We start from the raw sequence: 23,734 nt of genomic DNA, 5'->3' as shown, positions 1-23,734 counted from the left end.
TCCGGCTTCCTCTACATGCCGGGCCGCCAGGTGCGGCCCCCGTCCCAGTCGTTGCTGCCAGCGGCGCCGTCGGGTCCCGCACCGTTGTCACGGACACGCGGAGGCAGCGTGACGGTGCGCTGCGGGGTCCCGGAGGTACCGGTGGAGCCGTCACCAGCGTCCCCGCCATCGATGCCGTCGGCACCGGCGACGCCGTCGGTACCCCGCTCCGCGGCGAGTTCGCGTGCCCGTGCGACCTTGCGGTCGTGCTCGACCATCTTCTTCTGCCGGCTCTTCAGCGTCACGAGCAGCGGGGCGGAGAAGTAGATCGAGCTGAACGTACCGGCGATCACGCCGACGAACTGGACGAGCGCGAGGTCCTTCAGGGTGCCGACGCCCATCAGCCACACCGCCACGACCAGGAGCGACGCGATGGGCACCACGGAGAACAGCGAGGTGTTCAGTGACCTCATCACGGTCTGGTTGATGGCCAGGTTGACCTGTTCGCCGTAGGTCGACCGCGTCGAGCTGAACACGTCCTGGGTGTTCTCGTGGACCTTGTCGAAGACGATCACCGTGTCATACAGGGAGTAGGCGAGGATGGTCAGCAGACCGATGATCGTCGCCGGCGACACCTCGAAGCCGACCAGGGAGTAGATGCCGGCGACGAAGACACCGTCGAGGATCAGGCTGACGATGGCCGAGATCGCCATGTCACGTTCCATCCGGATGGTGATGTAGACGAACACGATCACCAGGAAGACGACCATGCCGATGACCATGCGTTCGGTCACCGACTGACCCCAGGACTCCGAGACCGTGGAATCACTGATGGCGTCGGGGCTGGGCTGGCCGGAGTGGTCGTTGGGCTGGAACTCCTCGTAGAGGGCGACCCGCGCCTCACGGATCTGGTCGTCCGAGAGCCGCTCCGACGCGACCTCGATGCTACGGCTGTTGCCGGAGCCCACGGTCTGCACCGACTGCGGGGTCACCCCGGTCGCCTCCTCGACGACCTCGGTCACCGAGGATTCGGTCGCGCCGTTGGCCGGCGGCATCGTCAGCTTGGTGCCGCCCTCCAGGTCGATGCCCAGGGTGAAGCCCTTGAGGGCGATGACCAGGAAGCACAGCACGGTCAACAGGGCGTAGATCCAGTACCACCGGCGGCGCTTGGCCACGAAACCGAAACCGGCCTCACCGTTGTACACCTTCTCGAAGAAGCCGGCGGGCTTCTGTGCGGTCGTCGCGTTCATGCTCACTGGTCCTTTCCGTTCTCAGTTGAGGACGCAGGGCCGTCCTGCGAATCGCCGTCCACGCCTGCATCCGCGGGGACCGGCTCGGCGGCACGACGGCGTTCCGCCGAGCGGAAGGCCGAGTGCAGTCCGTTGAGTTTCGGCGAGGCGAACTTCTCCGAACGGGACATCAGGATCACCAGCGGGGCGGTGACCAGGAAGGCGACGACCACGTCGAAGACGGTGGACAGTCCCAGGGTGAACGCGAAGCCCTTGACGTCGCCGACGGCGACGAAGTACAGCACCAGCGAGGCAACGATGGACACCACGTTTCCGGTGATGATCGTGGTGCGGGCGCGCTTCCAGGCCCTCGGGACAGCAGAGCGGAAACTGTGGCCCTGCTGGATGACGTCCTTGATCCGCTCGAAGTAGACGACGAAGGAGTCCGCGGTGGTGCCGATACCGATGATCAGGCCGGCGATACCCGCCAGGTCCAGGCTGTAGCCGATCCACCGGCCGAGCAGGACCAGGGCGCCGTAGATCAGCGCTGCCGAGGCCACCAGGGAGAAGACCGCGACCACGCCGAATCCGCGGTAGTAGATCAGCGACCAGATCGCGACCAGCACCAGGCCCACCAGACCGGCGATCAGGCCGGCCTGCAGTGAGGCGGTACCCATCGTCGGGGAGATGGTCTCGGCGGTGCCGCCCTGTTCACCGTTCTCGCCGGTGAAGCTGAGCGGCAGGGCGCCGTAGCGCAGGTTGTTGGCGAGGTCGGACGCCTGGCTCTCGGTGAAGTCACCGGTGATCTCGGAGTCACGGCCGGGGGGCGTCGGCGACTGCATCACCGGTGCCGACAGCACCTGGCTGTCGAGGGTGATCGCGACCTGCCGCTGCGCGTACTCCTGACCGATGCGCTGCCAGGTCTCACCACCCGGGGTGGCTTCCCCGGTCTTGAACCGGAAGGTGATCTTGATCTGGCCGGACTCGGTGTCGAGACCGCCGAAGATTTGGGAATTCGTGTCGATCATGTCACCGGTCAGACGCGTACCGTTCTCCTGGTCCTCTTGCCCGTTGAGCAGCGGAGCGGGCTCCAGCAGAATCGGCTGTCCCTCGCTGCAGCTGACCAACGGCTTGGCCGGGTCGTCGGCACCAGCCAGCGGGTCGGTGTCCGCCGAACAGGTCATCAGGAAGGACGCGGCGATCTGGACGTTGGTGTCCTCGGACTGCCGGTCCTTGCGCAGGACGTCGATGATCTCCTGCCGACGTTCCGTCTCCTCGATGGAGTTGGCCGGCTCAGCGGGCTCCTCGGCACTGACGCTGACGTCGTCCGATGCCTCCATCCCCATCTGCGTCAGCGTGGCGGCGGCATCGTCCAGCTTCTTGTCGGCCTCCTCGGTGGTGAGGATCCCTGTGCTCACCCACCGGTCGGCCATGTCGGCGAGCACGTCCTCGAGGCCGTCCTCGGGCATGCCGCCTTCCATGACGGGACGGAAGAGCAGCTGCGAGGTCTGCCCCAGTGACCGTGCCTCGGACGAATCCTCGCCCGGGACGGTGATCACCAGCGTATTGCCGTCGGACACGACCTGTGCGCCGCTGACACCCATGCCGTTGACACGGTTCTCCAGAATGCGGCGTGCCTGGCTGAGCTGGTCACTGGTGGGCTCCTCGCCCTGCGGCACCAGGGTGACCCGCGTCCCTCCCTGGAGATCGATTCCCAGTTTCGGGGTGGGGCTCTTGTCTCCGGTGAGGAATACCAGGCCGTAGATGATGACCACGGTGGCGACGAAGAGCAGCAGTGCCTTCTTGGGCCACGTTCTGGCGCGCGCGGCCGTTGAGCCCTGTGAACTCACTCGGGTTACTCCTGAAGTCTCGGGGATGTCGGCGATATAGGCATGAGGGAAGAACCATCGCCGTGTCGACGACTGAGTCTAGACCCTCTGTCGATCGATGAGGGTCCCGGTGGTGCCGTACGGCGCCGAATGCGCTGCAGACGGACGCCACCACGGCATCACGACTTCGGCGTGTCCCCGGAGTCCCGGTCGTCTTCCCCGCAGTCCTCGGACCCCTCGACGCGGCGGTCAGCGGTGGTGTCGGTCGAACCCGTGCCGTCGGTGGAACCTCCGACGGGGTTCTCGAAGGGGGCCACGGTGTCGAAGTCCTCGAAGCTGGACTCCTCGACCTGCTCCTGATCCTCGACGGTGTCGGCGTCAGGGGTCTCGACCAGCTTCAGGACCGCGCTGCGGTCCCAGGTGGTGGTGACCCCGGGGGCCACCTCCAGGTCCACGGTCGTGGTGCCGACTTCCGAGATCCGTGCGTGGATGCCGGAGGTCATCTGCACGATCATCCCGGGTTCAAGCTGAGCCTGGAAGGACTTGATCTCGTTGATCTGCTTCGACTGCTTGCGCATCGACAGGACCGGCAGACCGAGAAACACCAGGACAATGAGAATGAGAAGGATGAATTCCATGCCGCCAGTCTGCCATACCGGACTTTCGTCACCTATCAGCCGGTTGTTCGACGCCGAGGTGCCGCCACGCGGCGGGGGTCGCCGTACGCCCCCGGGGCGTCCGCGAGACCATCCCGGCCCGCACGAGGTACGGCTCGCAGACCTCCTCCACGGTGCTCGACTCCTCGCCGACCGCCACCGCGAGGGTGTTGACCCCCACCGGGCCACCGTTGTGACCCCGGACCAGGGCATCGAGAACCGCCCGGTCGAGACGGTCGAGACCGAGCTCGTCCACGTCGAAGATCTCCAGTGCCGACCGGGCGACCTCGACGGTGATGATCCCGTCGCCCTCGACCTCGGCGTAGTCACGGACCCGGCGCAGCAACCGGTTGGCGATACGCGGTGTCCCCCGGGAGCGCGAGGCGATCTCGACGGCCGCGTCGTCGGTGACGGTGACCCCGAGGATCCCCGCCGCGCGGGTGACGACCCTGGTGAGGTCCAGGGTGTCGTAGAACTCCATCTGGGCGGTGAAACCGAACCGGTCACGCAACGGGCCGGTGAGCATGCCGGCGCGCGTCGTCGCGCCGACCAGGGTGAACTGCGGAAGCTCGATGGGGATGGACGTCGCCCCCGGCCCCTTGCCCACGATGACGTCGATACGGAAGTCCTCCATCGCCATGTAGAGCATCTCCTCGGCAGGGCGGGCCATCCGGTGGATCTCGTCGATGAACAGGACGTCACCCTCGATGAGGTTGGACAGCATCGCCGCCAGGTCGCCGGCGCGCTCCAGGGCGGGCCCGGAGGTCATCCGCACCGACGAGCCGAGTTCCTGGGCGATGATCATCGCCATCGTCGTCTTGCCCAGCCCCGGTGGGCCGGCCAACAGCACATGGTCGGGGGCGACTCCGCGGGCCTTGGCACCGCCGAGCACCAGGTCCAGCTGGCTGCGTACCTTGGGCTGGCCGATGAACTCGCGCAGTGACCGCGGACGCAGCGACAGCTCGGCCTCTCCGTCGCCGGGCTGCGGGGTCGGCGACAGTTCACCGCCCGGACGGGTCTGTGACGGGGCGGGAAGGGCGCCGGTGTCGAATTCAGTGCGCTCGATGTCGCTCATGGTGTCCGGGTCCTTCCCTACCGTCGTCCGCCGAGCCGAGCGAGGGCCTGCCGCAGCACGGCGGCGGTGTCCTGCCCCTCGATGTCGCCGAGCTCACGCAGGACGTTGTCGGCGTCGCGCTCGGTGAAGCCGAGCCCGGTCAAGGCCTCGGCCACCTGCCTGCCGGTGTCACCGGCGGCGCCGGCACCGCCGGCGACGTCCGGCCCGTGCCCCGCTGCCGCGACCGGCGCCGCAGCGTAGCCGTCGAGCTTGCCCTTGAGGTCCACCGCCATGCGTTCCGCGAGCCGCTTGCCCACCCCGGGCGCGCGCTGCAACGCTTTGACGTCACCGTCGGCGACGGCGCGGGAGAGCTCCGCGGGGTTCAGCACCGACATCACGCCCATGGCCAGGCGTGCACCGACGCCGGAGACGGACTGCAGCAGTCCGAAGACCTCCCGCGACGGGACGTCGGGGAAGGCGAACAGGGTCTGGGAGTCCTCCCGGACGACCAGCGTGGTGAGGACGAAGGCCTCCTCCCCCCGCGCCAGGGTGGCCAACGTCGGGGCCGTCGCCTGGCACAGGTAACCGACGCCGGCGCACTCGATCACGACCGAGTCGAGGCCCTTGTCGATGACGGTGCCCCTCAACGAAGCGATCACAGTGCACTCTTCCTCTCTGATACCTCTGATACCTCTGACACCAGCGCCGAGAACGGCGAACGCCAGCAGTGGCACACGGCCAGGGCCAGGGCGTCCGCCGCGTCCGCGGGCTTCGGCGGTTCCGACAACCCGAGGATACGGGTGATCATGTTGGTCATCTGACGTTTGTCGGCGCGTCCGTTACCGGACACCGCCTTCTTCACTTCGCTGGGCGTGTACTGGTGGACCGGGAGGTCGCGGCGCGCTGCGCTGAGCATGAGCACGCCCACCGCGTGAGCGGTGTTCATCACCGTCGACACATTGCCCCGTTCGAAGACCCGCTCGATGGCCACGACATCCGGACGGTAGTCGTCCATCCAGCTCTCGACGGCGTCCGAGAGCCGGCGCAGCCGCACCGGCAGCGCCTCCTGCGCCGGGGTACGCACAACACCCACCGCGACCGGGACGACGGAGCGACCGTGGCCGGAACGGACCACCGACAGACCGCACCGGGTCAGGCCCGGATCGATACCCATCACCAGGGAACCGTCCGTCCGTGATTGCGTCGCCACTCTCCGGCACCTCCTCGCCCGTCTCGGCCCATCGTCCACCAGTCTCCTACCGGTCGTCACCGCAGGGCACGAATATAGCACACATGTGCGAAAGACCGGAGCCGCGGGACCGGGCACCCGTTCCGCGGGTTTCCTACTTGCGCACCGGGTTCAGGTAGCATCATCGTCCGATGACTCCTCTGAAAATATACCGGACCTCCGCCATTATCGAAGCCGTGACCTGGGGACTCCTGATCCTCGGCATGATCCTCAAGTACACCGGCGTCACCGACGCCGGGGTGTCCGCCGCCGGCCCCGTCCACGGCCTCGCCTTCCTGGCGTTCGTCGTGGTCACCGTCCTGGTGTGGGTGAACAACCGCTGGAGCGTCGGAGAGGGCCTGCTGGGCCTGTTCTCCGCCGTCGTCCCGTTCGCCACCGTGCCCTTCGAGAAGGCCGTCGCCCGGCGAGGCGGTCTCGACGGGCCGTGGCGCACCGACGTCGCCCCCGGCGCCCCGGCCCAGGACCGGATGCTCGCCGTGCTGGTGGGACGCCCCTACGCCTCCGCCGGCGTCCTGGCGGTGGTGGTGCTCGCCGTGTTCGGGACGCTGCTGGTCGTCGGCCCGCCCTTCGGCTGACCGGCCTTCCCCACCGTCGGGGTCCCTCCCCGACCCCCTCAGGAGGGATCCGTGGCTCAGGCGTCGAGCTCGGCGAGGACCTCGTCGGAGAGGTCCATGTTGGTGAAGACGTTCTGCACGTCGTCGGACTCCTCGAGTGCGTCGATGAGGCGGAGGATCTTCTTCGCCCCCTCCGCGTCCAACGGCACCTCCACGTCGGCCCGGTAGTCCGGGTCCGCCGAGTCGTACTCGATACCGTTCTCGACCAGCGCCTCGCGGACGGCGGTCAGGTCTGACAGTTCACTGACGACCTCGAACTTCTCCCCGAGGTCGTTGACCTCCTCGGCGCCGGCATCCAGCACCGCCATGAGGAGGTCGTCCTCGGTGTTGTCACCCTTGTCGAGCAGGATGACACCCTTGCGGTTGAACAGGTAGGACACCGAACCGGCGTCCGCCATGTTGCCGCCGTTCTTGTTCATCGCCGTACGCACGTCGGTGGTCGCACGGTTCCGGTTGTCCGTGAGGCACTCGATGAGGACAGCCACACCGTTCGGCCCGTACCCCTCGTAGACGATGGTCTCCCAGTCGGCACCGCCGGCTTCCTCACCGGAACCGCGCTTACGGGCGCGCTCGATGTTGTCGTTGGGCACCGAGGCCTTCTTGGCCTTCTTGATCATGTCGTCGAGGGTCGGGTTGGCCGACGGGTCACCGCCGCCGGTCCGGGCTGCAACCTCGATGTACTTGATCAGCTTCGCGAACTCCTTACCGCGCTTCGCGTCGTTCGCAGCTTTCTTGTGCTTGGTCGTCGCCCATTTCGAGTGGCCGCTCATCGTCTACCTGATCTCCCTTTGTCGGGTGCTTGACGAACCCATGATAGTGCACGGGAGCAGGAGACCGGGTCACCGCACCTCGTCAGGCCGGAATCGCCCGGTGCCCGGCGACCATCCGGAGGAAGTAGCGGTGCAACCGGTCGTCGCCGGTGAGCTCTGGATGGAACGACAACCCCAGCACAGTCCCCTGCCGCACGGCCACGACCGCGCCGTCCGCCGGGCCACCGTCGCTGACCCGCGCAAGGACCTCGACGTCCGCCCCCACCCGCTCCACCCACGGAGCGCGGATGAAGACGGCGTGGACCGGACCGTCGGCGACCCCGGCGACATCCAGGTCCGTCTCGAAGGAGTCGACCTGACGCCCGAACGCGTTGCGGCGCACGGTGACGTCCACGGCCTGCAGACAGTAGGCGTCCGCCCTGGTGTCCAGGATCTCCGACGCCAACAGGATCAACCCGGCACAGGTACCGAAACACGGCAGCCCGTCGCGGATGAGCGAGCGCAACGGCTCCAGCATCCCGCCGAGCTCCATCAGCTTCGACATGGTGGTGGACTCACCACCCGGGAAGACCAGTCCGTCCAGCCCCTCGAGATGCTCCGGACGGCGCACCAGGCGGGTGCGCGCCCCGCCCTGCTCGAGCATGCGGACGTGTTCGACCACCCCGCCCTGCAACGCCAGGACACCGATCAACGGGTTCTCGTCCATCTACTGCCCCTGGAGGTCGGTCTTGACGGGGACCGACTGCTTGCCCTCGGCGAGCGTCCTGGTCAGGCCCTCCTGGGTCACCGAGGCGACCAGGTCGCCGTTCTGGTTGAAGATCCGGCCCGTCGTCAATGCACGGCCGCCGTGGGCGGACGGCGACGACTGGTCGTAGAGCAGCCACTCGTCGGCACGGAACGGACGCATGAACCACATCGCGTGGTCCAGCGACGCCTCCTGGACCGGCTCGTTCTCGTGCGGGACCAGCGCCGACCCCAGCAGGGTCATGTCCGACATGTACGCCAGGGTGCAGATGTGGAACTTCTCGTCGTCCGGTAGCGGCACCTTCGACTTGAACCACACCACCTGCTGCGACGCCGCACCGGGGCTCTTCTCCCACATCTCCGGAGGGACGATCCGGATGTCCCAGTCCTCCCAGTCCTTGGCGAAGGCGCGTCCGAGCGTACGGCCGTTGCCCGTCGCCGGGGTGATGTCCTCCGGCGGCGGGACCCGACGCACGAGGTCGGAGTGCTCCGGCCCCTCGTCGTCGCGCACGTGGAAGCTCGCCTGCATGATGAACAGCGTCCGGCCGTCCTGCACGGCGCGCACCGAACGCACCCGGAACGAGCGGCCGTTGCGTACCTCGTCGACGAGGTACACCGTCGGCCGGTCCGAGTTGCCCGGACCGACGAAGTACCCGTGCAGCGAATGCACCCGGTACTCCGGCCCCACCGTCCTGGTGGCGGCGACCAGCGACTGCGCCGCGACCTGGCCCCCGAACGTCCGCGACAGGGCCGACGGGATCACCTGGCCACGGAAGATCCCCAGGTCGATCTGCTCCAGGTCGAGCACATCGGTGATCCGGGGACGGCGCCCGTCGAGCGCCTGTCCGTCAACGCCGGAGGACATCTACCAGCCCCGCTCTGCCAGACGGTGCGGCTCCGGGATCTCGTCGACGTTGAGACCCACCATGGCCTCACCGAGCCCACGGGAGACCGACGCCACCGTCGCCGCGTCCTCGTAGTTCAAGGTGGCCTGCACGATCGCACGGGCACGCTTCTCCGGGTCGCCGGACTTGAAGATGCCCGACCCGACAAAGACGCCCTCCGCACCGAGCTGCATCGTCATCGCGGCGTCGGCCGGGGTCGCGATGCCGCCCGCGGTGAACAGGACGACCGGGAGCTTGCCGTTCTCGGCGACCTCGCGGACCAGTTCGTACGGTGCCTGGAGTTCCTTGGCCGCGACGTAGAGCTCGTCAGGGGCCATGGAGGTCAGGCGGTTGATCTCCGCGCGGATGGTGCGCATGTGGGTGACGGCGTTGGAGACGTCGCCGGTACCGGCCTCGCCCTTCGAGCGGATCATCGCCGCACCCTCGTTGATCCGGCGCAGTGCCTCACCCAGGTTCGTCGCCCCGCAGACGAAGGGGACGGTGAAATCGAACTTGTCGATGTGGTTGGTGTAGTCGGCCGGGGTGAGGACCTCCGACTCGTCGATGAAGTCCACCCCCAGGCTCTCGAGGACCTGGGCCTCGACGAAGTGGCCGATCCGGGCCTTCGCCATGACCGGGATGGTCACGGCCTCGATGATGCCCTCGATCATGTCCGGGTCGGACATGCGGGACACGCCACCCTCGGCGCGGATGTCGGCGGGCACCCGCTCGAGCGCCATCACGGCGGTCGCACCGGCGTCCTCGGCGATCTTCGCCTGCTCCGGGGTGACCACGTCCATGATCACTCCCCCCTTGAGCATGTCGGCGAGACCTCGCTTCACGCGACCGGTTCCCCGTGCGCCGACGGTGTCGGGACTGTTCTGCGTCATCATGACCTCTGATTCTCGAGTTGTCTCGGTAGCCTAACGGTGATCACCGCGCATTCTACCGGGCACGACAGACAATGCGGTCCATAGGGTGGTGCTCCGGCTCACACCGAACCGTCACCCACCGACATCGCCTCGTAGTAGGCCGGTAGCGGAGCCGACCCCGCCAGGCGGAACACCCGGACGACCGGCCGTTTGCGCAGGTCACGGGTGTCTCCGACGGCATCGTTGTAGAAGCGTGCCGCGATGTCCACCTTCACCGAGGCCTCGACCAGCGCAGGGTTGACGAGGTCCTCGGCGCTGAGCTGCCGCAGGAGGATGTTCTCCGAGTCCGAACGTGCCCCCATGTCCGAGGCCTTCAGTGCCACCGCCGTCGTCCGGCCGGCCGCGCGCCCGAGCTCCGGACGGATCGCGGAGACCACCGCGGAACGCGCCTGCAACGCCCCTTCGAGGCTGAGGCGTGCCGCGTCGGTACGGATGTGCAGTCGGTTGAGCCGGGACGCCGTCAGCGACAGCCACAGCCCGACGAGGGCTGCCACGGCGATGACGACGACCAGGAGGAACGCCCACAGGGGGATCATGACCGCCGCACCTTCCGTCCGTCGGCGACGACGGTGTCGTACACCCGCTCGACCTGGGTGGTCACCCGGTCCCAGTCGAAGTCCCGGCTGCGTTCGTAGCCGCGCTCGACCAGGAGTCTCCGCCCGGCGTCGTCGAGCAGCACGTCGGTGACCGCCCGGGCCAGCGCCCGGTGCGAGCCGTTGGCGAACAGCCGGCCCGCATGCCCGTGGTCGGTGACCGCGGCGAACGCGGGGATGTCGCTGGCGACCACGGCCGCACCGGCGGCCATCGCCTCCACCAGGACGATCCCGAAGCTCTCGCCACCGGTGTTCGGGGCGACGTAGACGTCGGAGGCGGCCAGGGCCGCGGCCTTGTCCTCCTCACTGAGCCGGCCGAGGATGCGCACGGTCGCGGGCGGACCGTCGGGGCTGCCGACCCCTTCGACGTAGCTGATGCCGCTGCGGCGCAGCGTCTGCGTGAGCTCGGTGGTGTCACCGCCACCGACGACCACGACCTCGACCTCCGGCACGTCCCGGATGATCGCGGGGAGCGCCCGCAACAACAGGGGGAACCCCTTGCGGGACTCGGTGAACCGCCCCAGGAACATCAGCCGCGGCCGCGACGAGTCCAGGGACGGCATCGGCTCCGCGGCGCGGTAGGCACCGGTGTCGACACCGTTCGGGATCAGGACCGGGTCGCCGGAGAGCATCTCGACCTGCCACCGCCGCGCCTCCTCCGACACGGCGATGCCGCCCTGGATCCGCTCCAGGAAGGGACGGAGCACCGGCAGGAAGATGCGCAGGATCAGGGACTCGCTGGCGGACGCGTGGTAGGTGGCGACGATGGGCCCGTCGGCTTTCGCCAGGGTGATCATCGAGTAACTCGGCGAGTTGGGTTCGTGGACGTGGACCAGGTCGAAATCGTGCCGGTCGATCCATTCCCCCAGATGACGCCAGGTGGACGGGCCGAAGGCCAACCGGGCCACGGACCCGTTGTAGGGGATCGGGATCGCGCCACCGCCCAGGTCGACGAACTCCGGGACCTCGGCGTCCTTCCCGCCCGGGCCGATCAGGCTGACCTCGTGCCCGCGCCGGATCAGCTCGGTGCACAGGTCGATGGCGTGGATCTGGACGCCACCGGGTTCGTCGAAGGAGTAGGGACAGACCATGCCGATCTTCATGACGGACTCTTCTCCTCACCGGACTCGCGGGCGTCTAGTCCCAGGCGTTGACGTCGTGCATCGGAGAGGTCGGAGAACCACAGCGGCTGGAGCATATGCCAGTCCGCCGGCGCGGTCGCGATGTTCCGGGCGAAGATGTCCGCCTGCTGCTGGACGATCTCCTGCAGTGGCACGTCGGTGTCCAGTTCCTCACTGATACTGGACCGCCAGCCGCCGTCGACGTAGGACGAGTGGTAGACCATCAGCGCCGCACCGGTCTCCTGGGCCAGACGGGCCGCACCGGCGGGCATCGAGGTACGCTCCCCGAAGAACGACACCTCGACGCCACGACCGGACAGGTCCCGCTCCCCCAACAGGCAGACGACGCCGCCGTCCTCGAGCACCTCGCGCAGCCGGGCGAACGGCGGGGCCTCACCGCCGGAGAGTGCCAGGACCTCGAATCCGAGGGACTCCCGGTACTCCACGAACGCCTCGAAGAGGCTCTCCGGCTTGAGACGTTCGGCCACCGTGGCGAACTGCCCGAAGTGGTCGACGAGCCAGACACCCGCCATGTCCCAGTTGCCGGAATGGGGCAGACTCAGGACGACGCCACGGCCGCGGGCGATCGCCTCGTCCAGCCGCCGGACATCGGCCTCGTCGAAGCCGGCGTCCACCCGTGCGGCCAGTTCAGGCCCGGCCATGCTCGGCAGCTGGAAGGCCTCCCGCCAGTAGCGCATGTACGACCGCATCGCGTCGCGCACCAGCTCACGGGTGACGTTCGCGTCGCCGACGACCCGTCCGAGGTTCGCCCGCAACTGCTCGGGCCCCCGTCCGTCGTGGGAGACGCGGTCGGCCAGCCAGGTGAACAGCCGGTCGGCGAACCCGGCCGGGAAGCGACGGGTCACCGCCCACCCTGCCTGGTAGCCCATCGCGCTCAGCCGTTCAGTGAAGGAACCGGTGTCACTCATGGGACCTGCTTTCCCCGCCCCGGGAACCGAGCGCGCCGCGGTCGTCGTCGGTGTCGTCGCTGTCGTCACTGTCGTCGTCGAAGCTACGCGCGCCGGTCGGCGGCGCGATACGTTCCGCGGCCGCGGCCGAGCGTGAGACGATCACCAGCCGCTCGAACACGGTGTACACCGATCCGACGGCGAGGATGATGAGACCGGCCCCCAGGATGTAGGGCACGCCGAGGCCGGAGAGCCCGAGCGAGACCAGACCGATGATCAGCCGCTCCGGGCGTTCGATGAGCCCGCCGTCGACCTTGATCTGGGACGCCTCGGCCCGGGCCTTGACGTAGGACGTGACCTGGCTGGCGATCATGATCACCAGCGCGGCACCGAACAGCCCCTTGTAGGGCTCGTGGTCGTGCTGGAAGGCCATCCACCAGGCGATGGCGCCGAAGAGCACGCCGTCGGTGATCCGGTCACAGGTGGCGTCGAGGGTCGCCCCGAACCTCGTGCCGCCGCCGAGCATGCGGGCCATCGTCCCGTCGATCATGTCCGTGGCGACGGTGATGCCCAGCAGGACACCGGCGAGGAAGTGGTGGCCGGTGGGGATCAGGGCGACAGCCAGCACCACGGCGACCGTCGTCGAGGCGACCGTCACGGTGTTGGGGGTGACACCCCAGTTCACCAACCGTCGGGCGATCGGTTCGATGACCACCGCCGCGGGCCGGCGTCCACGAACGCTCAACATGTCTCAGGTCTCCTTGCCGTGCTTGCTGCCGTGCTTGCTGGCTTCATTGTCGCCGATATTCTCTCAGTTCGGTGTCAGTCGAGCTGTTGCCACGCCGTAGCGAGGAGTTCCCGTGTCTCACCCAACAGCTGGATCAGCACCTTGGACCCCGACAGCACCGTCATGAAACTGGTGTCTCCCTGCCATCGCGGCACGATGTGCTGGTGCAGGTGGCCCGGCACCGACCCACCGGACGCCCGTCCGAGATTCATCCCGACGTTCAGTGCGTCCGGCCCCGACACCGCCCGCAGCGTCCGGATGGCCTTCTTCGTGAACTCCGCCAGTTCACGGGTCTCGGACTCGGTGAGGTCCTCGTAGGACGCCACCTTCCGGTACGGCAGCACCATCATGTGCCCCGGGTTGTAGGGGTAGAGGTTGAGGATGCAAAACACCTCGTCGCCCCGGGCGACGATCAGCGCCTCCTCGTCCGACTTCCCCGGCAGAGCGAGGAACGGGTCGTCGGGGTCGGTGTCTCCGCCACCGGAGGAACCACCGTCAGCTCCCTGCTCGCCGAGGTACGCCGAGCGGTAGGGCGCCCACAGACGGGCGAGGCCGTCCGGGGACACGTCAGCTGAGTTCGCCAATGTTCTCTCCGTTGGGCTGCTCGTTGCGACGTCCCCGGATCCAGTCGGTGATGATCCGCACCGCCTCAGCGCGCGGCACACCGTTGACCTGGCTGCCGTCGAGGAAGCGGAAACTGACCGCCCCGGCCTCGACGTCGCGTCCCCCGGCCAGCAGCATGAACGGGACCTTGCCGGTGGTGTGGTTACGGATCTTCTTCTGCATGCGGTCGTCGGAGGTGTCGACCGTTGCACGCACACCCTGGCTCCGCAGGTCGGCGACGATGTCCTCGAGGTAGTCGACGAACTCGTCCGCCACCGGGATACCGGTGACCTGGTGCGGCGCCAGCCAGGCGGGGAACGCCCCGGCGTAGTGCTCCAGCAGCACGCCGAAGAAACGCTCGATCGAGCCGAACAGGGCGCGGTGCACCATGATCGGCTGCTTCTTCGTGCCGTCCGGTGCGGTGTACTCCAGGTTGAAGCGCTCGGGCATGTTGAAGTCCAGCTGGACGGTGGACATCTGCCAGGTCCGGCCGATGGCGTCCCGCGCCTGGACGGAGATCTTGGGGCCGTAGAACGCCGCGCCCTCCGGGTCCGGGACGAGTTCGAGACCGGAATTGGTCGCCACACGCCGCAGGGTCTCGGTGGAACGCTCCCAGATCTCGTCCGACCCGACCGACTTCTTCGGGTCACGGGTCGACAGCTCGAGGTAGAAGTCGTCGAGGCCGTAGTCACGCAACAGCGAGATCACGAACTCCAGCACCGAGGTCAGCTCGTCCTCGAGCTGGTCCTCCGTGCAGTAGATGTGCGCGTCGTCCTGCGTGAAACCACGGGCACGGGTGAGCCCCTGGATCACGCCGGACTTCTCGTAGCGGTAGACGGTGCCGAACTCGAACAGCCGCAGCGGCAGCTCCCGGTACGACCGTCCCCGCGAGTCGAAGACGAGGTTGTGCATCGGGCAGTTCATGGGCTTGAGGTAGTAGTCCTGCGGCTGCTTGGTGCAGTTGCCGTCCTCGTCCCATTCCCCGTCGGCCTGCATCGGGGGGAACATCGCGTCCTTGTAGAACCCCAGGTGACCGGAACGCTCGTACAGGTCGCCCTTGGTGATGTGGGGGGTGTTGACGAAGGAGTACCCGGCCTCGATGTGACGACGACGGGAGTGCTCCTCCATCTCCAGGCGGACGATGCCGCCGTCCGGGTGGAAGACGGGCAGACCGGAACCCAGGTCGTCCGGGAAGCTGAACAGGTCGAGCTCCTGCCCCAGGCGCCGGTGGTCACGCTTCTCGGCCTCCGCCAGCATGTGCTGGTACTCCTCCAGCGCCTCCTTCGACTCCCAGGCGGTGCCGTAGATGCGCTGCAGGTCCTCGCGGGACTGGTCACCACGCCAGTAGGCCGCCGAGGAACGGGTCAGCGCGAACGCCGGGATGTAGCGAGTCGTGGGGATGTGCGGGCCACGGCACAGGTCCGACCACTCCACCTCACTGGTCCGCGGGTTGAGGTTGTCGTAGGCGGTGAGTTCACCGGCACCGACCTCGGTGGCCTCGTCCGAGTCGGGGTCGACATTGCCCTTGTCCTGGATGAGCTCCAGCTTGAAGGGCTCGTCCGCGAGCTCCTCGGCCGCGGCTTCGACCGAGTCGTAGACCCGCCGCTCGAAGCGCTGACCCGACTTGATGATCTTCTTCATGCGCTTCTCGAGGGTCTTGAGGTCCTCCGGGGTGAAGGGCTCGTCGACCTGGAAGTCGTAGTAGAAGCCGTTCTCGATGGCCGGACCGATACCGAGACGGGTTCCCGGGAACTCCTTCTGCACAGCCTGCGCGAGGACGTGGGCGCAGGAGTGCCGGATCACGGCACGGCCGTCCTCGGTGTTCGCGGCGACGGCCGTGACCAGGGTGTCGACCTCGGGGACGAACGCCAGGTCCCGGGGGGCCCCTTCGCTGTCCTTGACGCAGACGACGGCGTCGACGCCCTTGTTCGGCAGTCCCAACGGACGCATCGCGGCCCCCGCCGACTCTCCTGCGGGGACGGTGAAGGTCACCGGCGCCCCTGCGGCGGAGTCCTGTGCTGCGTCCAGTGCTGATTCACTCACGGGTGTTGTGCTCCTTAACACGGAAGATGATGGCGGTCACATACCTGGTGACAGCCAGAAGTCGAGGACCACCTTACCTGCCGTCGCACGGTCGACGGCCACCCGGTGCGGACCGGGCCTCAGGAGCGTCGCGTGCCGTTGTCGCCGTCGGCACCGTGGGTACCGTCGTCACCGCTGCCGTCGCCGGAGGACATGTTCCGGAACCGTGCGATCGCCAGCACCAACGCGCCGAGGACCACGATCACCCCGGCCACCGCCATCGCTGGTGCCGCCCATGACGGCAGGCCCTGCTCCTCCCCCGACTCCTCGCCGCTCGCGGTCTCCCCGGCGTCCCCGGCGTCACTGCCGGCCGCACCACTGCCGGTGTCCAGGGTGAAGGTGTAGCTGCCGCGGGTCGCGTGGCCGTCCGACGAGGTGATCTGGTAGCCGACGGTGTACTCCCCGTCCGTGGCGGACACGTCGGAGGGGATGTCGAGGGTGATGAAGCGCCCGTCGAGCGTGGGTTCGCCGGTGGTCAGCACCTCTCCGTCATGTGACAGTGCCACGGTGTTGAAGTCGTCGCGGGGGATCCCGGAGAACTCCAGTTCAATGGAGTCCGGCATCTCGGTGACGGTGCTGTCCTGCTCCGGGGTCGCCCCCACCATCGCATCGTGGGCCGATGCCTCGGGAAGCCCGGACGACCACGCCCCTCCGAGGACGACGGGGGCTCCGGCCAAGGCGACCGCCACCGCGGGTGCGACGATCAGTCGGCGTCCACCTGCACCGCACCGGGCTGCCGGGCGGTACGGACGACGGGAGGGAAGGCGGAACATTACTGCGGTCCTTTCGCTCGACGGACGCCCGGGCAGTTATATCCGCAGGCGTAGGACCCCAGCCTAACCGTGTGACCCGCCGGTACACCCTCCCTCGCCGTGCCCCACCCCCGGCCCATGCGAAAAGCCCCCGGCGTAACAGTGCACGGCACTGCCCGTCGGGGGCGTCGATGTGGTCCCAGCTGGGATCGAACCAGCGACCTTTCCGGTGTGAACGGAACGCTCTTCCACTGAGCTATGGGACCTCGTGTGGAACGAGAGGTAATCTATCACCCCACCTACCGGTGTGCGCAACTCCGCACGTCACAGTCGTGGAACCCGTGAATCCGGGTCACTGCGACCACGACCGCGTCAACCGTGCCGGCACCGGCACCACGGCAGCACGACACCAGGCTCCCGCCCTCCCGGGCGACCGGCCGACACAGAGGGTCGTGTGGCGGACAGGTGGCACAGGCACCGCGCCGTCCCCCCTCCTACTGATCGTCCCGTCCTTCTCCGCCACTTCTCCGAAACCTCCCCGCCTAGCCGCCCTCTCCCGCACCCACACCGTCAACCCACCGCCACCGCCGTCCCCGGCCCGGTGGCGCACCCGGTCCGTTCTTTCGAGCCCGGCAACCGGATCCGTCGACCGCCCCCCGTCAGCCGGGTTGAATGACAACGGTGAAGTTCGCCCCGATCCGCCCGATCCCCTGGAATGCGCGTCTACCTGGGTGTTTGTGTGCGGGAGCCGGAACCTATAGAGTTTTGGCTCGCACCGGTACTACACGGTGCTTGCGGATGTAGCGCAGTTGGTAGCGCATAACCTTGCCAAGGTTAGGGTCGCGAGTTCGAGTCTCGTCATCCGCTCTGGTTCTTGATTTCGTCCTCCGGGTCCCACCCGGTAGGGTCGAGAACCTGCACGAGGCGGCGACGCCACGGTGGAATGGCTGAGTGGCTTAGGCAACGGTCTGCAAAACCGTGTACACGGGTTCGATTCCCGTTTCCACCTCGCACCACGCGCGTTTAGCTCAGCGGGAGAGCGCTTCCCTGACACGGAAGAGGTCACTGGTTCGATCCCAGTATCGCGCACGAACAGTCCCTCCCGGGGCCTGCTCAACAGTTGAATAATGCGGATGTAGCGCAGTTGGTAGCGCATAACCTTGCCAAGGTTAGGGTCGCGAGTTCGAGTCTCGTCATCCGCTCCACTCCCCCGGTCTGCACCGTTTCGGTGTGGCAGGGTGTGAGAACCGCGCGTTTAGCTCAGCGGGAGAGCGCTTCCCTGACACGGAAGAGGTCACTGGTTCGATCCCAGTATCGCGCACGAACAGTCCCCCCGGGGCCTGCTCAACAGTTGAATAATGCGGATGTAGCGCAGTTGGTAGCGCATAACCTTGCCAAGGTTAGGGTCGCGAGTTCGAGTCTCGTCATCCGCTCCAGTACCGCAGGGCCCGCCGACCACGTGTCGGCGGGCCCTGCGGCGTATCTCCACCACCCCGGCGGACGATGCGTGGCGGTCCGCGGTTTCCGCCGGACAAGCACTAGAATTGCCACGGTGACTGCTCAGAGGACCTCAGGCGAGACCACCGGCACCGGATACACCGACAGCACCCGTAACGACGGTGACGACCGTGACGGCCGGCTGGCCCGTCACCTCCGGACCCCTGCCGGAATCGCCACGATGGCCGCATGGCCGCTGGCGTTCTTCACCATGGTCCACCGGATGTTCCTGCACCCGCAGAACAACCACCCCACCGACGACTTCACCACCGTCTGGGACGCCCTCCACCGGTTCGTCGACGGTGTGCCGGTCTACGACGAGAACTACAGCTTCGTCGACCCGCACTACCTCTACTCCCCCGGTGGCACGCTCCTGCTCAGCCCACTGGCGCTGCTGCCGTCGTGGGGCGTGGGCCGGGTCCTGTTCATCGTCGCCAACGGCGTCGCGGTCCTCCTCGCACTTGCCCTGCTGACGAAACTGGCCCGTCGCCCCCTCAACGGGCCCGTCCTCCCCGTCGCCGCCTTCCTGGTGTTCGCCACCGAGTCGGTCACCAACACCCTGCTGTTCTCGAACATCAACGGCATCCTGCTCTTCGTCGAGGTCGTCTTCCTCTGGCTGTTCCTGGTCGGGGCCGGTGACGTCTCCTGGAGGTTCGGCCCCGGCACGGGGACCCGCAGCACCACCGCCACCGTCCTCGCCGGAATCGCCGTCGGTCTGACGATCACCGTCAAGCCCCAGTTCGCCGTCCTGCTGTTCCTGCCGTTGGTGAAGCGCCAGTGGTCCGCGCTGGCATCCGCCGTCGCGGTGCCGGTGCTGTTCAACCTGGCCGCCTGGCCGCTGATGGAACAGCCCGGCGACTACGTCAGCAAGCTCATGCCCTACCTCGGCGAGATCCGCGACTACGCGAACTCCTCCATCTCCGGTGTCGGGGTCTACTTCGGGATGAGCGACTGGTTCATCCTGGTCATGCGTGGGATCGCGGCCGTGGCCGTCGCAGTGGCGGTGCTCGGTCTGCTCCGTTGGCGCAACTCCGATCCGCTGATGTGGGCGTCCACCACCACCGGCATCCTCATGACCGGGGTCTTCCTGGTGAGCTCGCTGGGGCAGATGTACTACTCGATGATGCTCCTGCCCATGATCTTCACGGTCTTCTGCCGCCTGTCGGTGATGCACAACCCGGTGACCTGGTTCGGGATCTACTGGTGCATGTCCGGCGACTCCTGGAACTCCGACCGGTGGGAATGGCCGGGGCGTATTGTCGAGTACACGCGGGGCACCGTCGGATGGGGACTGATCGTCCTCACCGCGGCGGCGACCGTCGTCGTCTGGCTCGTCACGGACTGGCGTCGCCGGGACCTCGGCCGTGCCGACGCGACCGACGCGCCCGGCACCCCGGGACAGCAACTGGAACAACAACCGGAACAGAGGTAACAACGATGACCGAGAACCGGCCCGATATCCGTCCACTCGAGGACTTCTCCGCGCTCAGCGACGATCAGTGGCGTGAGCGGCTGACACCGGACGAGTTCCAGATCCTGCGGAGATCCGCCACGGAACGCCCGTACACCAGTGAGTACACCGATTCGGAGGCACCGGGCGTCTACCTGTGCCGTGGGTGCGGTACCGAGCTCTTCCGCTCCACCGAGAAGTTCCACTCGCACTGCGGATGGCCGTCCTTCTTCGACCCGGCGGACTCCGACGCCGTACGGACCCGCGTGGACGACTCCCTCGGTACCCGCAGGACCGAGGTCGTCTGCGCGACCTGCGGTGGCCACCTGGGCCACGTCTTCGCCGGGGAAGGCTACGACACCCCCACCGACCTGCGTTACTGCATCAACGGGATCGCCCTCCGACTCCAGGAGGACTGACGCCCCGTACCGTCCCGGTCATCGCGGGGGGTACGGGGCGTGCGCCGGCCCGGAGGAGCGTCAGGGCAGCTCGGCGATGAAGCCTGCCAGCTCGGCGGAGTCCCCGTTGACCCGGCGACCCGTGAAGAACGGCACCTCTTCCCGGACGTGCCGACGTGCCTCGGTGTACCTCATCTTGTACATCAGGTCGACGATCCGGTCCAGGGTGGGGCTCTCGAAGGCCAGGATCCACTCGTAGTCCCCCAGGGCGAAGGCAGGCACCGTGTTCGCGCGGACCTCGTCGAAACCCCGTGCGGCCATGCCGTGCTCGGCGAGGATCGTCCGCCGCTCCTTGTCCGGCAGCAGGTACCACTCGTAGGACCGGACGAACGGGTAGACGGAGATCCACTCGCCGGGCTCCTCGCCCATGATGAACGAGGGCAGGTGGGATTTGTTGAACTCGGCCGGCCGGTGGAGCGCGGAGTTCGACCAGTAGGCGTCGCAGCACCGTCCGACGGTGGTCTCCCGGAGGAAGCGGCGGTAGGCGCGCTGGAGGTCGTCGAACTTCTCGGCGTGCCACCAGATCATGATGTCGGCCTCGGCGCGCTGGCCGGTGAGGTCGTAGACGCCCCGGACCGTGAGCTCCTCGTCGTCGAAGGACGCCAGGAAAGCCTCCAGGTCCGCCGCCGCAGCTGCACGGGCCTCGTCGTCCTCCGGCAGCTCACCGTTACGGACGGTGAACACCGACCACATCGTGTACTGCAGCTTCTCGTTGAGCTCCCTGAAATCGAGCTTCGCCATGATGAGCGACCACCTGTCCTTCTCCGTCGACCTGTTGGCGTCGACCTGTTGATTGTCTCCCCGTCGATCTTAGTCGCCGCCGGCCGGGCATCCCGGCGGCGGGAGCGCCGGGACCCCCCGTTCAGAGCTGGTCGGCGATCTTACGTGCCGCGTCCCTGCCGCTCGCGGCGCACGCCGGCACCCCGACCCCGCGGAGGTAGGCGCCGGCCACCGCGATCCGCGGGACCTCGTCCACCGCCGCCTCGGCGATAGCCATCAGCTCGGTGTGGCCGACCCCGTAGACGGGGAGCCCGCCCCACCAGCGCTGCACGAAGGTCTCGGTGGGCCGGCGGGTCACCCCGGTGACCTGCTTCAGGTCGTCGATGGCGTAGCGCACCAGGGTGTCGTCGTCGGCGTCGAGGAGCCCGGGGTCACGGTAGGTGCCGAAGCTGGCCCGCACGAACCCGCCGCCCTGCCCGTGGCGCTCACCGATGTGGGGCCACTTCCGGGAGGAGAAGGTGAAGGCCTTGGCGTGGGTCGGGCCGTCTTCCCCGATGAGGATCCCCGAGCGCTCGGGCAGCCCGACAGACACACCGTCGTCACCGTCTCCCCGGTAACTCATGCCGACGACCACCGAGCTCGCCAGTTCGACACCGCCGAGGATGTCCGCGGCGTCCGGGACGAGGTCGTCGAGCAGCACCGAGGCCGTCGGTGCGGGGGTGGCGACGATGACGGCGTCGACCGTACCGACCGGTTCCAGGTAGATCCGGCCGTTCAACCGGCCGATCTCCTCCACCTGGGTGTCGACGTGGATGTCCGCGCCGGACAACTCCGCCAGCCGGGTGATCAACCTGCGGTACCCCGACGCCAGGGAGTTGAACACCGGGCCCGTCCCCTCCCCGGATGCTCCGGCGGAGGCCCGCAGCGCACGCGCCTCGGCGACCGCCGTGGACAGGTAGACGTCCTCTCCCCTGGCCGCCAGGTCGTCCATCGCCTCGGCGACCGCCGGCACGGTCGCCCGCAGGCCGAGGTCGTCCGCCGAACAGGAGTACACCCCGCCGAGCATCGGCGACACCAGCCGCTCGACGACCTCCGCGCAGTAGCGGCGGCGCACCAGTTCACCGACGTTGACGTCGTCACCGACGACCCACGGCATCGCGGCACCCTCGCGTTCAGCGTCCACCGCGTGCCGGCCCTGCTCACTGAGTACCGCGGCGACGTCGTCACCGCTGTCGGGGATCCCCATGATCGTCGCGGACGGGATGTCGACGAGCTCGCCGTCGACCAGGAACGCGCTCGGGGCACCGGACGGCGTCCGCAACTCGTCGCCGAGCCCGAGATCGTCGACCAACTGCGCCATCCCGGTGTGGCGGGTCAGGAACGCCTCGGCCCCCATGTCCACCGGTCCGGCGGCGAAGTCGACCGTCTTGAGCTTGCCGCCCAGCCTGCCGTACGCCTCGAGCACCAGGATCTGGGCCCCGGGCCCCAGGCGCCGACGCAGTTCCCAGGCGGCGAACATGCCGGAGACCCCGCCGCCGATCACGGCGACCCTCGGCCCCCCGGCGTGCCTGCTGTCCGTCATTGTCCGTGCACCTCCGCGAATGCCCTGGTGATCGCGTCCGGGTCCGTCTCGGGAAGGACACCGTGGCCGAGGTTGAAGATGTGGCCGCGGGCGTCACCGGCGGCGACCGCCCGGTCGGCCTCGGCGCAGACGCGCGCGACCTGGTCGCGGATCACGTCCGGGCCGGCCAGCAGGATCGCCGGGTCCAGGTTGCCCTGGATCGCCCGGACCCCCGGGCTGCCCGGGCCACCGGCCTCAACGTTCTCAGCCAGGGACGCGGTGACCCGCCGCGCCGCCACGTCCAGCGGCGTCTTCCAGTCCACGCCGATCACGTCGGGGCCCACCGCGGCCATCTCGCCGAGCAGCTCCCCGGTGTTCACACCGAAATGGATCACCGGGACACCGTACGGCCGCACCGCGTCGATGATCCGGCGTGAGTAGGGGGCGACGAACTCACGGTAGTCACGCAGGCTCAGGAAACCGGCCCAGGAATCGAAGAGCTGGACGGCGTCCGCCCCGGCCTCGATCTGGACCTGCAGGAAACGCACGACCGTGGGGGTGAGCTTCTCCATCAGCGCGTGCCACAGCTCCGGACGCGAGTACATCATCGCCTTGGTCACCCCGTGGTTCTTCGACGGGCCGCCCTCGATGAGGTACGACGCGAGGGTGAACGGGGCCCCGGCGAAGCCGATGAGCACCTGGTCGTCACGCAGTTCGCCGAGGATCCCCCCGATCCCCTCCACGACGGCCTCCAGCTGCGAGGGCTCGACGACCGGCAGTGCGCCGACGGCCTCGGCGGTGCGCACCGGCGACTCCAGCACCGGACCGCGCCCGGCGACGATGTCGACGCCCACCCCCGCCGCCTTCAGGGGCACGACGATGTCGGAGAACAGGATGGCGGCGTCGGCGTCGTGACGGCGCACCGGCTGCAACGTGATCTCGGCGAGCAGGTCGGGCCGGAAGCAGGAGTCGAGCATGCCGACCTCCCGGCGCAGCTCCCGGTACTCGGGCAACGACCGGCCCGCCTGGCGCATCATCCACACCGGACGGCGCGAGGGGATGTCCCCCCGGACCGCCGCCAGCAGGGGTGCGTCGGAGGAGGCACGACGGGCGGCGCGCGCGGTGGCGATCGCCTCGTCGGTCGGGTGGAGATCGGCGACGCCGACCGGGGACGGATTCTGGTCAACCATACCTCCAGATTATGCCAGCCCGACGGCGAAGTTCCACGAAGTGGAGCACCGACGGCGCGCCTGCACCAGATG

General features: G+C 68.1%; 23 protein-coding genes and 7 tRNA genes. 9 read left to right on the top strand and 21 right to left on the bottom strand.

Annotated elements, in window-relative coordinates; genetic code table 11:
* Positions 1 to 11: 11 nt before the first annotated feature.
* The 6 genes from secF to ruvC all read right to left on the bottom strand — a co-directional run bounded on the left by secF (position 12) and on the right by ruvC (position 5,921).
* Positions 12 to 1,229, bottom strand: coding sequence for a protein translocase subunit SecF (gene secF, locus MUN33_RS12980; RefSeq protein WP_244805327.1), 1,218 nt, complete (start codon positions 1,227 to 1,229; stop codon positions 12 to 14).
* A gap of 2 nt (positions 1,230 to 1,231) precedes the next feature.
* Positions 1,232 to 3,058 (bottom strand): protein translocase subunit SecD, encoded by a 1,827-nt coding sequence (secD, locus tag MUN33_RS12975; RefSeq protein ID WP_244805326.1) that lies wholly within the window; start codon positions 3,056 to 3,058, stop codon positions 1,232 to 1,234.
* A 158-nt stretch (positions 3,059 to 3,216) separates the two neighbouring features.
* Complete coding sequence (yajC, locus tag MUN33_RS12970) at positions 3,217 to 3,675, bottom strand: preprotein translocase subunit YajC (RefSeq protein WP_244805325.1); 459 nt, start codon at positions 3,673 to 3,675, stop codon at positions 3,217 to 3,219.
* Between the two features lie 28 nt (positions 3,676 to 3,703).
* Positions 3,704 to 4,768: a Holliday junction branch migration DNA helicase RuvB gene (gene ruvB, locus MUN33_RS12965; protein WP_244805324.1), complete on the bottom strand. Its 1,065-nt coding sequence runs from the start codon at positions 4,766 to 4,768 to the stop codon at positions 3,704 to 3,706.
* Between the two features lie 17 nt (positions 4,769 to 4,785).
* On the bottom strand, positions 4,786 to 5,406 hold the full coding sequence (gene ruvA, locus MUN33_RS12960; protein WP_244805323.1) for a Holliday junction branch migration protein RuvA: 621 nt from the start codon (positions 5,404 to 5,406) through the stop codon (positions 4,786 to 4,788).
* On the bottom strand, positions 5,403 to 5,921 hold the full coding sequence (gene ruvC / locus MUN33_RS12955) for a crossover junction endodeoxyribonuclease RuvC (protein WP_244805536.1): 519 nt from the start codon (positions 5,919 to 5,921) through the stop codon (positions 5,403 to 5,405). Before ruvC ends, ruvA begins: the two co-directional genes overlap by 4 nt.
* A 206-nt stretch (positions 5,922 to 6,127) precedes the next feature.
* On the opposite strand from ruvC, the gene MUN33_RS12950 reads away from it, so the two are divergent.
* Positions 6,128 to 6,571, top strand: a complete 444-nt coding sequence (locus MUN33_RS12950) for a DUF3817 domain-containing protein (RefSeq protein WP_244805322.1) — start codon at positions 6,128 to 6,130, stop codon at positions 6,569 to 6,571.
* Between the two features lie 56 nt (positions 6,572 to 6,627).
* On the opposite strand, the gene MUN33_RS12945 is transcribed toward MUN33_RS12950, so the two are convergent.
* The 12 genes from MUN33_RS12945 to MUN33_RS12890 all read right to left on the bottom strand — a co-directional run bounded on the left by MUN33_RS12945 (position 6,628) and on the right by MUN33_RS12890 (position 17,052).
* A complete protein-coding gene (locus tag MUN33_RS12945) occupies positions 6,628 to 7,380 on the bottom strand; it encodes a YebC/PmpR family DNA-binding transcriptional regulator (RefSeq protein ID WP_244805321.1) in 753 nt (250 codons plus the stop codon).
* An 82-nt stretch (positions 7,381 to 7,462) separates the two neighbouring features.
* Complete coding sequence (gene pdxT, locus MUN33_RS12940) at positions 7,463 to 8,086, bottom strand: pyridoxal 5'-phosphate synthase glutaminase subunit PdxT (protein ID WP_244805320.1); 624 nt, start codon at positions 8,084 to 8,086, stop codon at positions 7,463 to 7,465.
* Positions 8,087 to 8,989 carry an acyl-CoA thioesterase gene (locus tag MUN33_RS12935; RefSeq protein ID WP_244805319.1) on the bottom strand — a complete coding sequence of 301 codons (903 nt, stop codon included), beginning with the start codon at positions 8,987 to 8,989 and terminating at the stop codon, positions 8,087 to 8,089.
* Positions 8,990 to 9,898 carry a pyridoxal 5'-phosphate synthase lyase subunit PdxS gene (gene pdxS / locus MUN33_RS12930; RefSeq protein ID WP_244805535.1) on the bottom strand — a complete coding sequence of 303 codons (909 nt, stop codon included), beginning with the start codon at positions 9,896 to 9,898 and terminating at the stop codon, positions 8,990 to 8,992.
* A gap of 101 nt (positions 9,899 to 9,999) precedes the next feature.
* Positions 10,000 to 10,476 (bottom strand): hypothetical protein, encoded by a 477-nt coding sequence (locus tag MUN33_RS12925; RefSeq protein WP_244805318.1) that lies wholly within the window; start codon positions 10,474 to 10,476, stop codon positions 10,000 to 10,002.
* Positions 10,473 to 11,636 (bottom strand): glycosyltransferase family 4 protein, encoded by a 1,164-nt coding sequence (locus tag MUN33_RS12920; protein ID WP_244805317.1) that lies wholly within the window; start codon positions 11,634 to 11,636, stop codon positions 10,473 to 10,475. The genes MUN33_RS12925 and MUN33_RS12920 overlap by 4 nt, the downstream gene beginning before the upstream one ends.
* Positions 11,633 to 12,583 carry a phosphatidylinositol mannoside acyltransferase gene (locus MUN33_RS12915; protein WP_244805316.1) on the bottom strand — a complete coding sequence of 317 codons (951 nt, stop codon included), beginning with the start codon at positions 12,581 to 12,583 and terminating at the stop codon, positions 11,633 to 11,635. The genes MUN33_RS12920 and MUN33_RS12915 overlap by 4 nt, the downstream gene beginning before the upstream one ends.
* Positions 12,576 to 13,310 (bottom strand): phosphatidylinositol phosphate synthase, encoded by a 735-nt coding sequence (gene pgsA / locus MUN33_RS12910; RefSeq protein WP_244805315.1) that lies wholly within the window; start codon positions 13,308 to 13,310, stop codon positions 12,576 to 12,578. Before pgsA ends, MUN33_RS12915 begins: the two co-directional genes overlap by 8 nt.
* Positions 13,311 to 13,384: 74 nt before the next feature.
* Complete coding sequence (locus MUN33_RS12905; RefSeq protein WP_244805314.1) at positions 13,385 to 13,933, bottom strand: HIT family protein; 549 nt, start codon at positions 13,931 to 13,933, stop codon at positions 13,385 to 13,387.
* Positions 13,917 to 15,995, bottom strand: a complete 2,079-nt coding sequence (gene thrS / locus MUN33_RS12900) for a threonine--tRNA ligase (RefSeq protein ID WP_244805313.1) — start codon at positions 15,993 to 15,995, stop codon at positions 13,917 to 13,919. Before thrS ends, MUN33_RS12905 begins: the two co-directional genes overlap by 17 nt.
* Positions 15,996 to 16,114: 119 nt before the next feature.
* Positions 16,115 to 16,807 carry a copper resistance CopC family protein gene (locus MUN33_RS12895; RefSeq protein WP_244805312.1) on the bottom strand — a complete coding sequence of 231 codons (693 nt, stop codon included), beginning with the start codon at positions 16,805 to 16,807 and terminating at the stop codon, positions 16,115 to 16,117.
* Positions 16,808 to 16,980: 173 nt separating this feature from the next.
* Positions 16,981 to 17,052: transfer RNA gene (locus tag MUN33_RS12890), tRNA-Val, on the bottom strand.
* Positions 17,053 to 17,580: 528 nt separating this feature from the next.
* Between MUN33_RS12890 and MUN33_RS12885 the strand changes: the two genes are divergently transcribed.
* From MUN33_RS12885 to msrB, 8 genes are all read left to right on the top strand, one after another.
* Positions 17,581 to 17,653: transfer RNA gene (locus MUN33_RS12885), tRNA-Gly, on the top strand.
* Between the two features lie 70 nt (positions 17,654 to 17,723).
* Positions 17,724 to 17,795: transfer RNA gene (locus MUN33_RS12880), tRNA-Cys, on the top strand.
* 8 nt (positions 17,796 to 17,803) lie between these two features.
* A tRNA-Val gene (locus MUN33_RS12875) sits at positions 17,804 to 17,875 on the top strand.
* 40 nt (positions 17,876 to 17,915) lie between these two features.
* Positions 17,916 to 17,991: transfer RNA gene (locus tag MUN33_RS12870), tRNA-Gly, on the top strand.
* A 44-nt stretch (positions 17,992 to 18,035) separates the two neighbouring features.
* Positions 18,036 to 18,107: transfer RNA gene (locus MUN33_RS12865), tRNA-Val, on the top strand.
* Between the two features lie 39 nt (positions 18,108 to 18,146).
* A tRNA-Gly gene (locus MUN33_RS12860) sits at positions 18,147 to 18,222 on the top strand.
* A gap of 116 nt (positions 18,223 to 18,338) precedes the next feature.
* Positions 18,339 to 19,715, top strand: coding sequence for a glycosyltransferase family 87 protein (locus MUN33_RS12855; RefSeq protein WP_244805311.1), 1,377 nt, complete (start codon positions 18,339 to 18,341; stop codon positions 19,713 to 19,715).
* A 5-nt stretch (positions 19,716 to 19,720) separates the two neighbouring features.
* On the top strand, positions 19,721 to 20,152 hold the full coding sequence (gene msrB, locus MUN33_RS12850) for a peptide-methionine (R)-S-oxide reductase MsrB (protein ID WP_244805310.1): 432 nt from the start codon (positions 19,721 to 19,723) through the stop codon (positions 20,150 to 20,152).
* A gap of 60 nt (positions 20,153 to 20,212) precedes the next feature.
* On the opposite strand, the gene hemQ is transcribed toward msrB, so the two are convergent.
* The 3 genes from hemQ to hemE all read right to left on the bottom strand — a co-directional run bounded on the left by hemQ (position 20,213) and on the right by hemE (position 23,662).
* Positions 20,213 to 20,932, bottom strand: coding sequence for a hydrogen peroxide-dependent heme synthase (hemQ, locus tag MUN33_RS12845; RefSeq protein ID WP_244805309.1), 720 nt, complete (start codon positions 20,930 to 20,932; stop codon positions 20,213 to 20,215).
* 121 nt (positions 20,933 to 21,053) lie between these two features.
* Complete coding sequence (gene hemG, locus MUN33_RS12840; protein ID WP_244805308.1) at positions 21,054 to 22,493, bottom strand: protoporphyrinogen oxidase; 1,440 nt, start codon at positions 22,491 to 22,493, stop codon at positions 21,054 to 21,056.
* Entirely contained in the window at positions 22,490 to 23,662 is a 1,173-nt protein-coding gene (gene hemE, locus MUN33_RS12835) for a uroporphyrinogen decarboxylase (protein ID WP_244805307.1), read from the bottom strand. Before hemE ends, hemG begins: the two co-directional genes overlap by 4 nt.
* Positions 23,663 to 23,734: the final 72 nt, after the last annotated feature.

Source organism: Corynebacterium kalidii, from assembly GCF_022869005.1.
Classification (GTDB): domain Bacteria; phylum Actinomycetota; class Actinomycetes; order Mycobacteriales; family Mycobacteriaceae; genus Corynebacterium; species Corynebacterium kalidii.
This window is presented reverse-complemented; position numbering and strand designations above follow the sequence as displayed.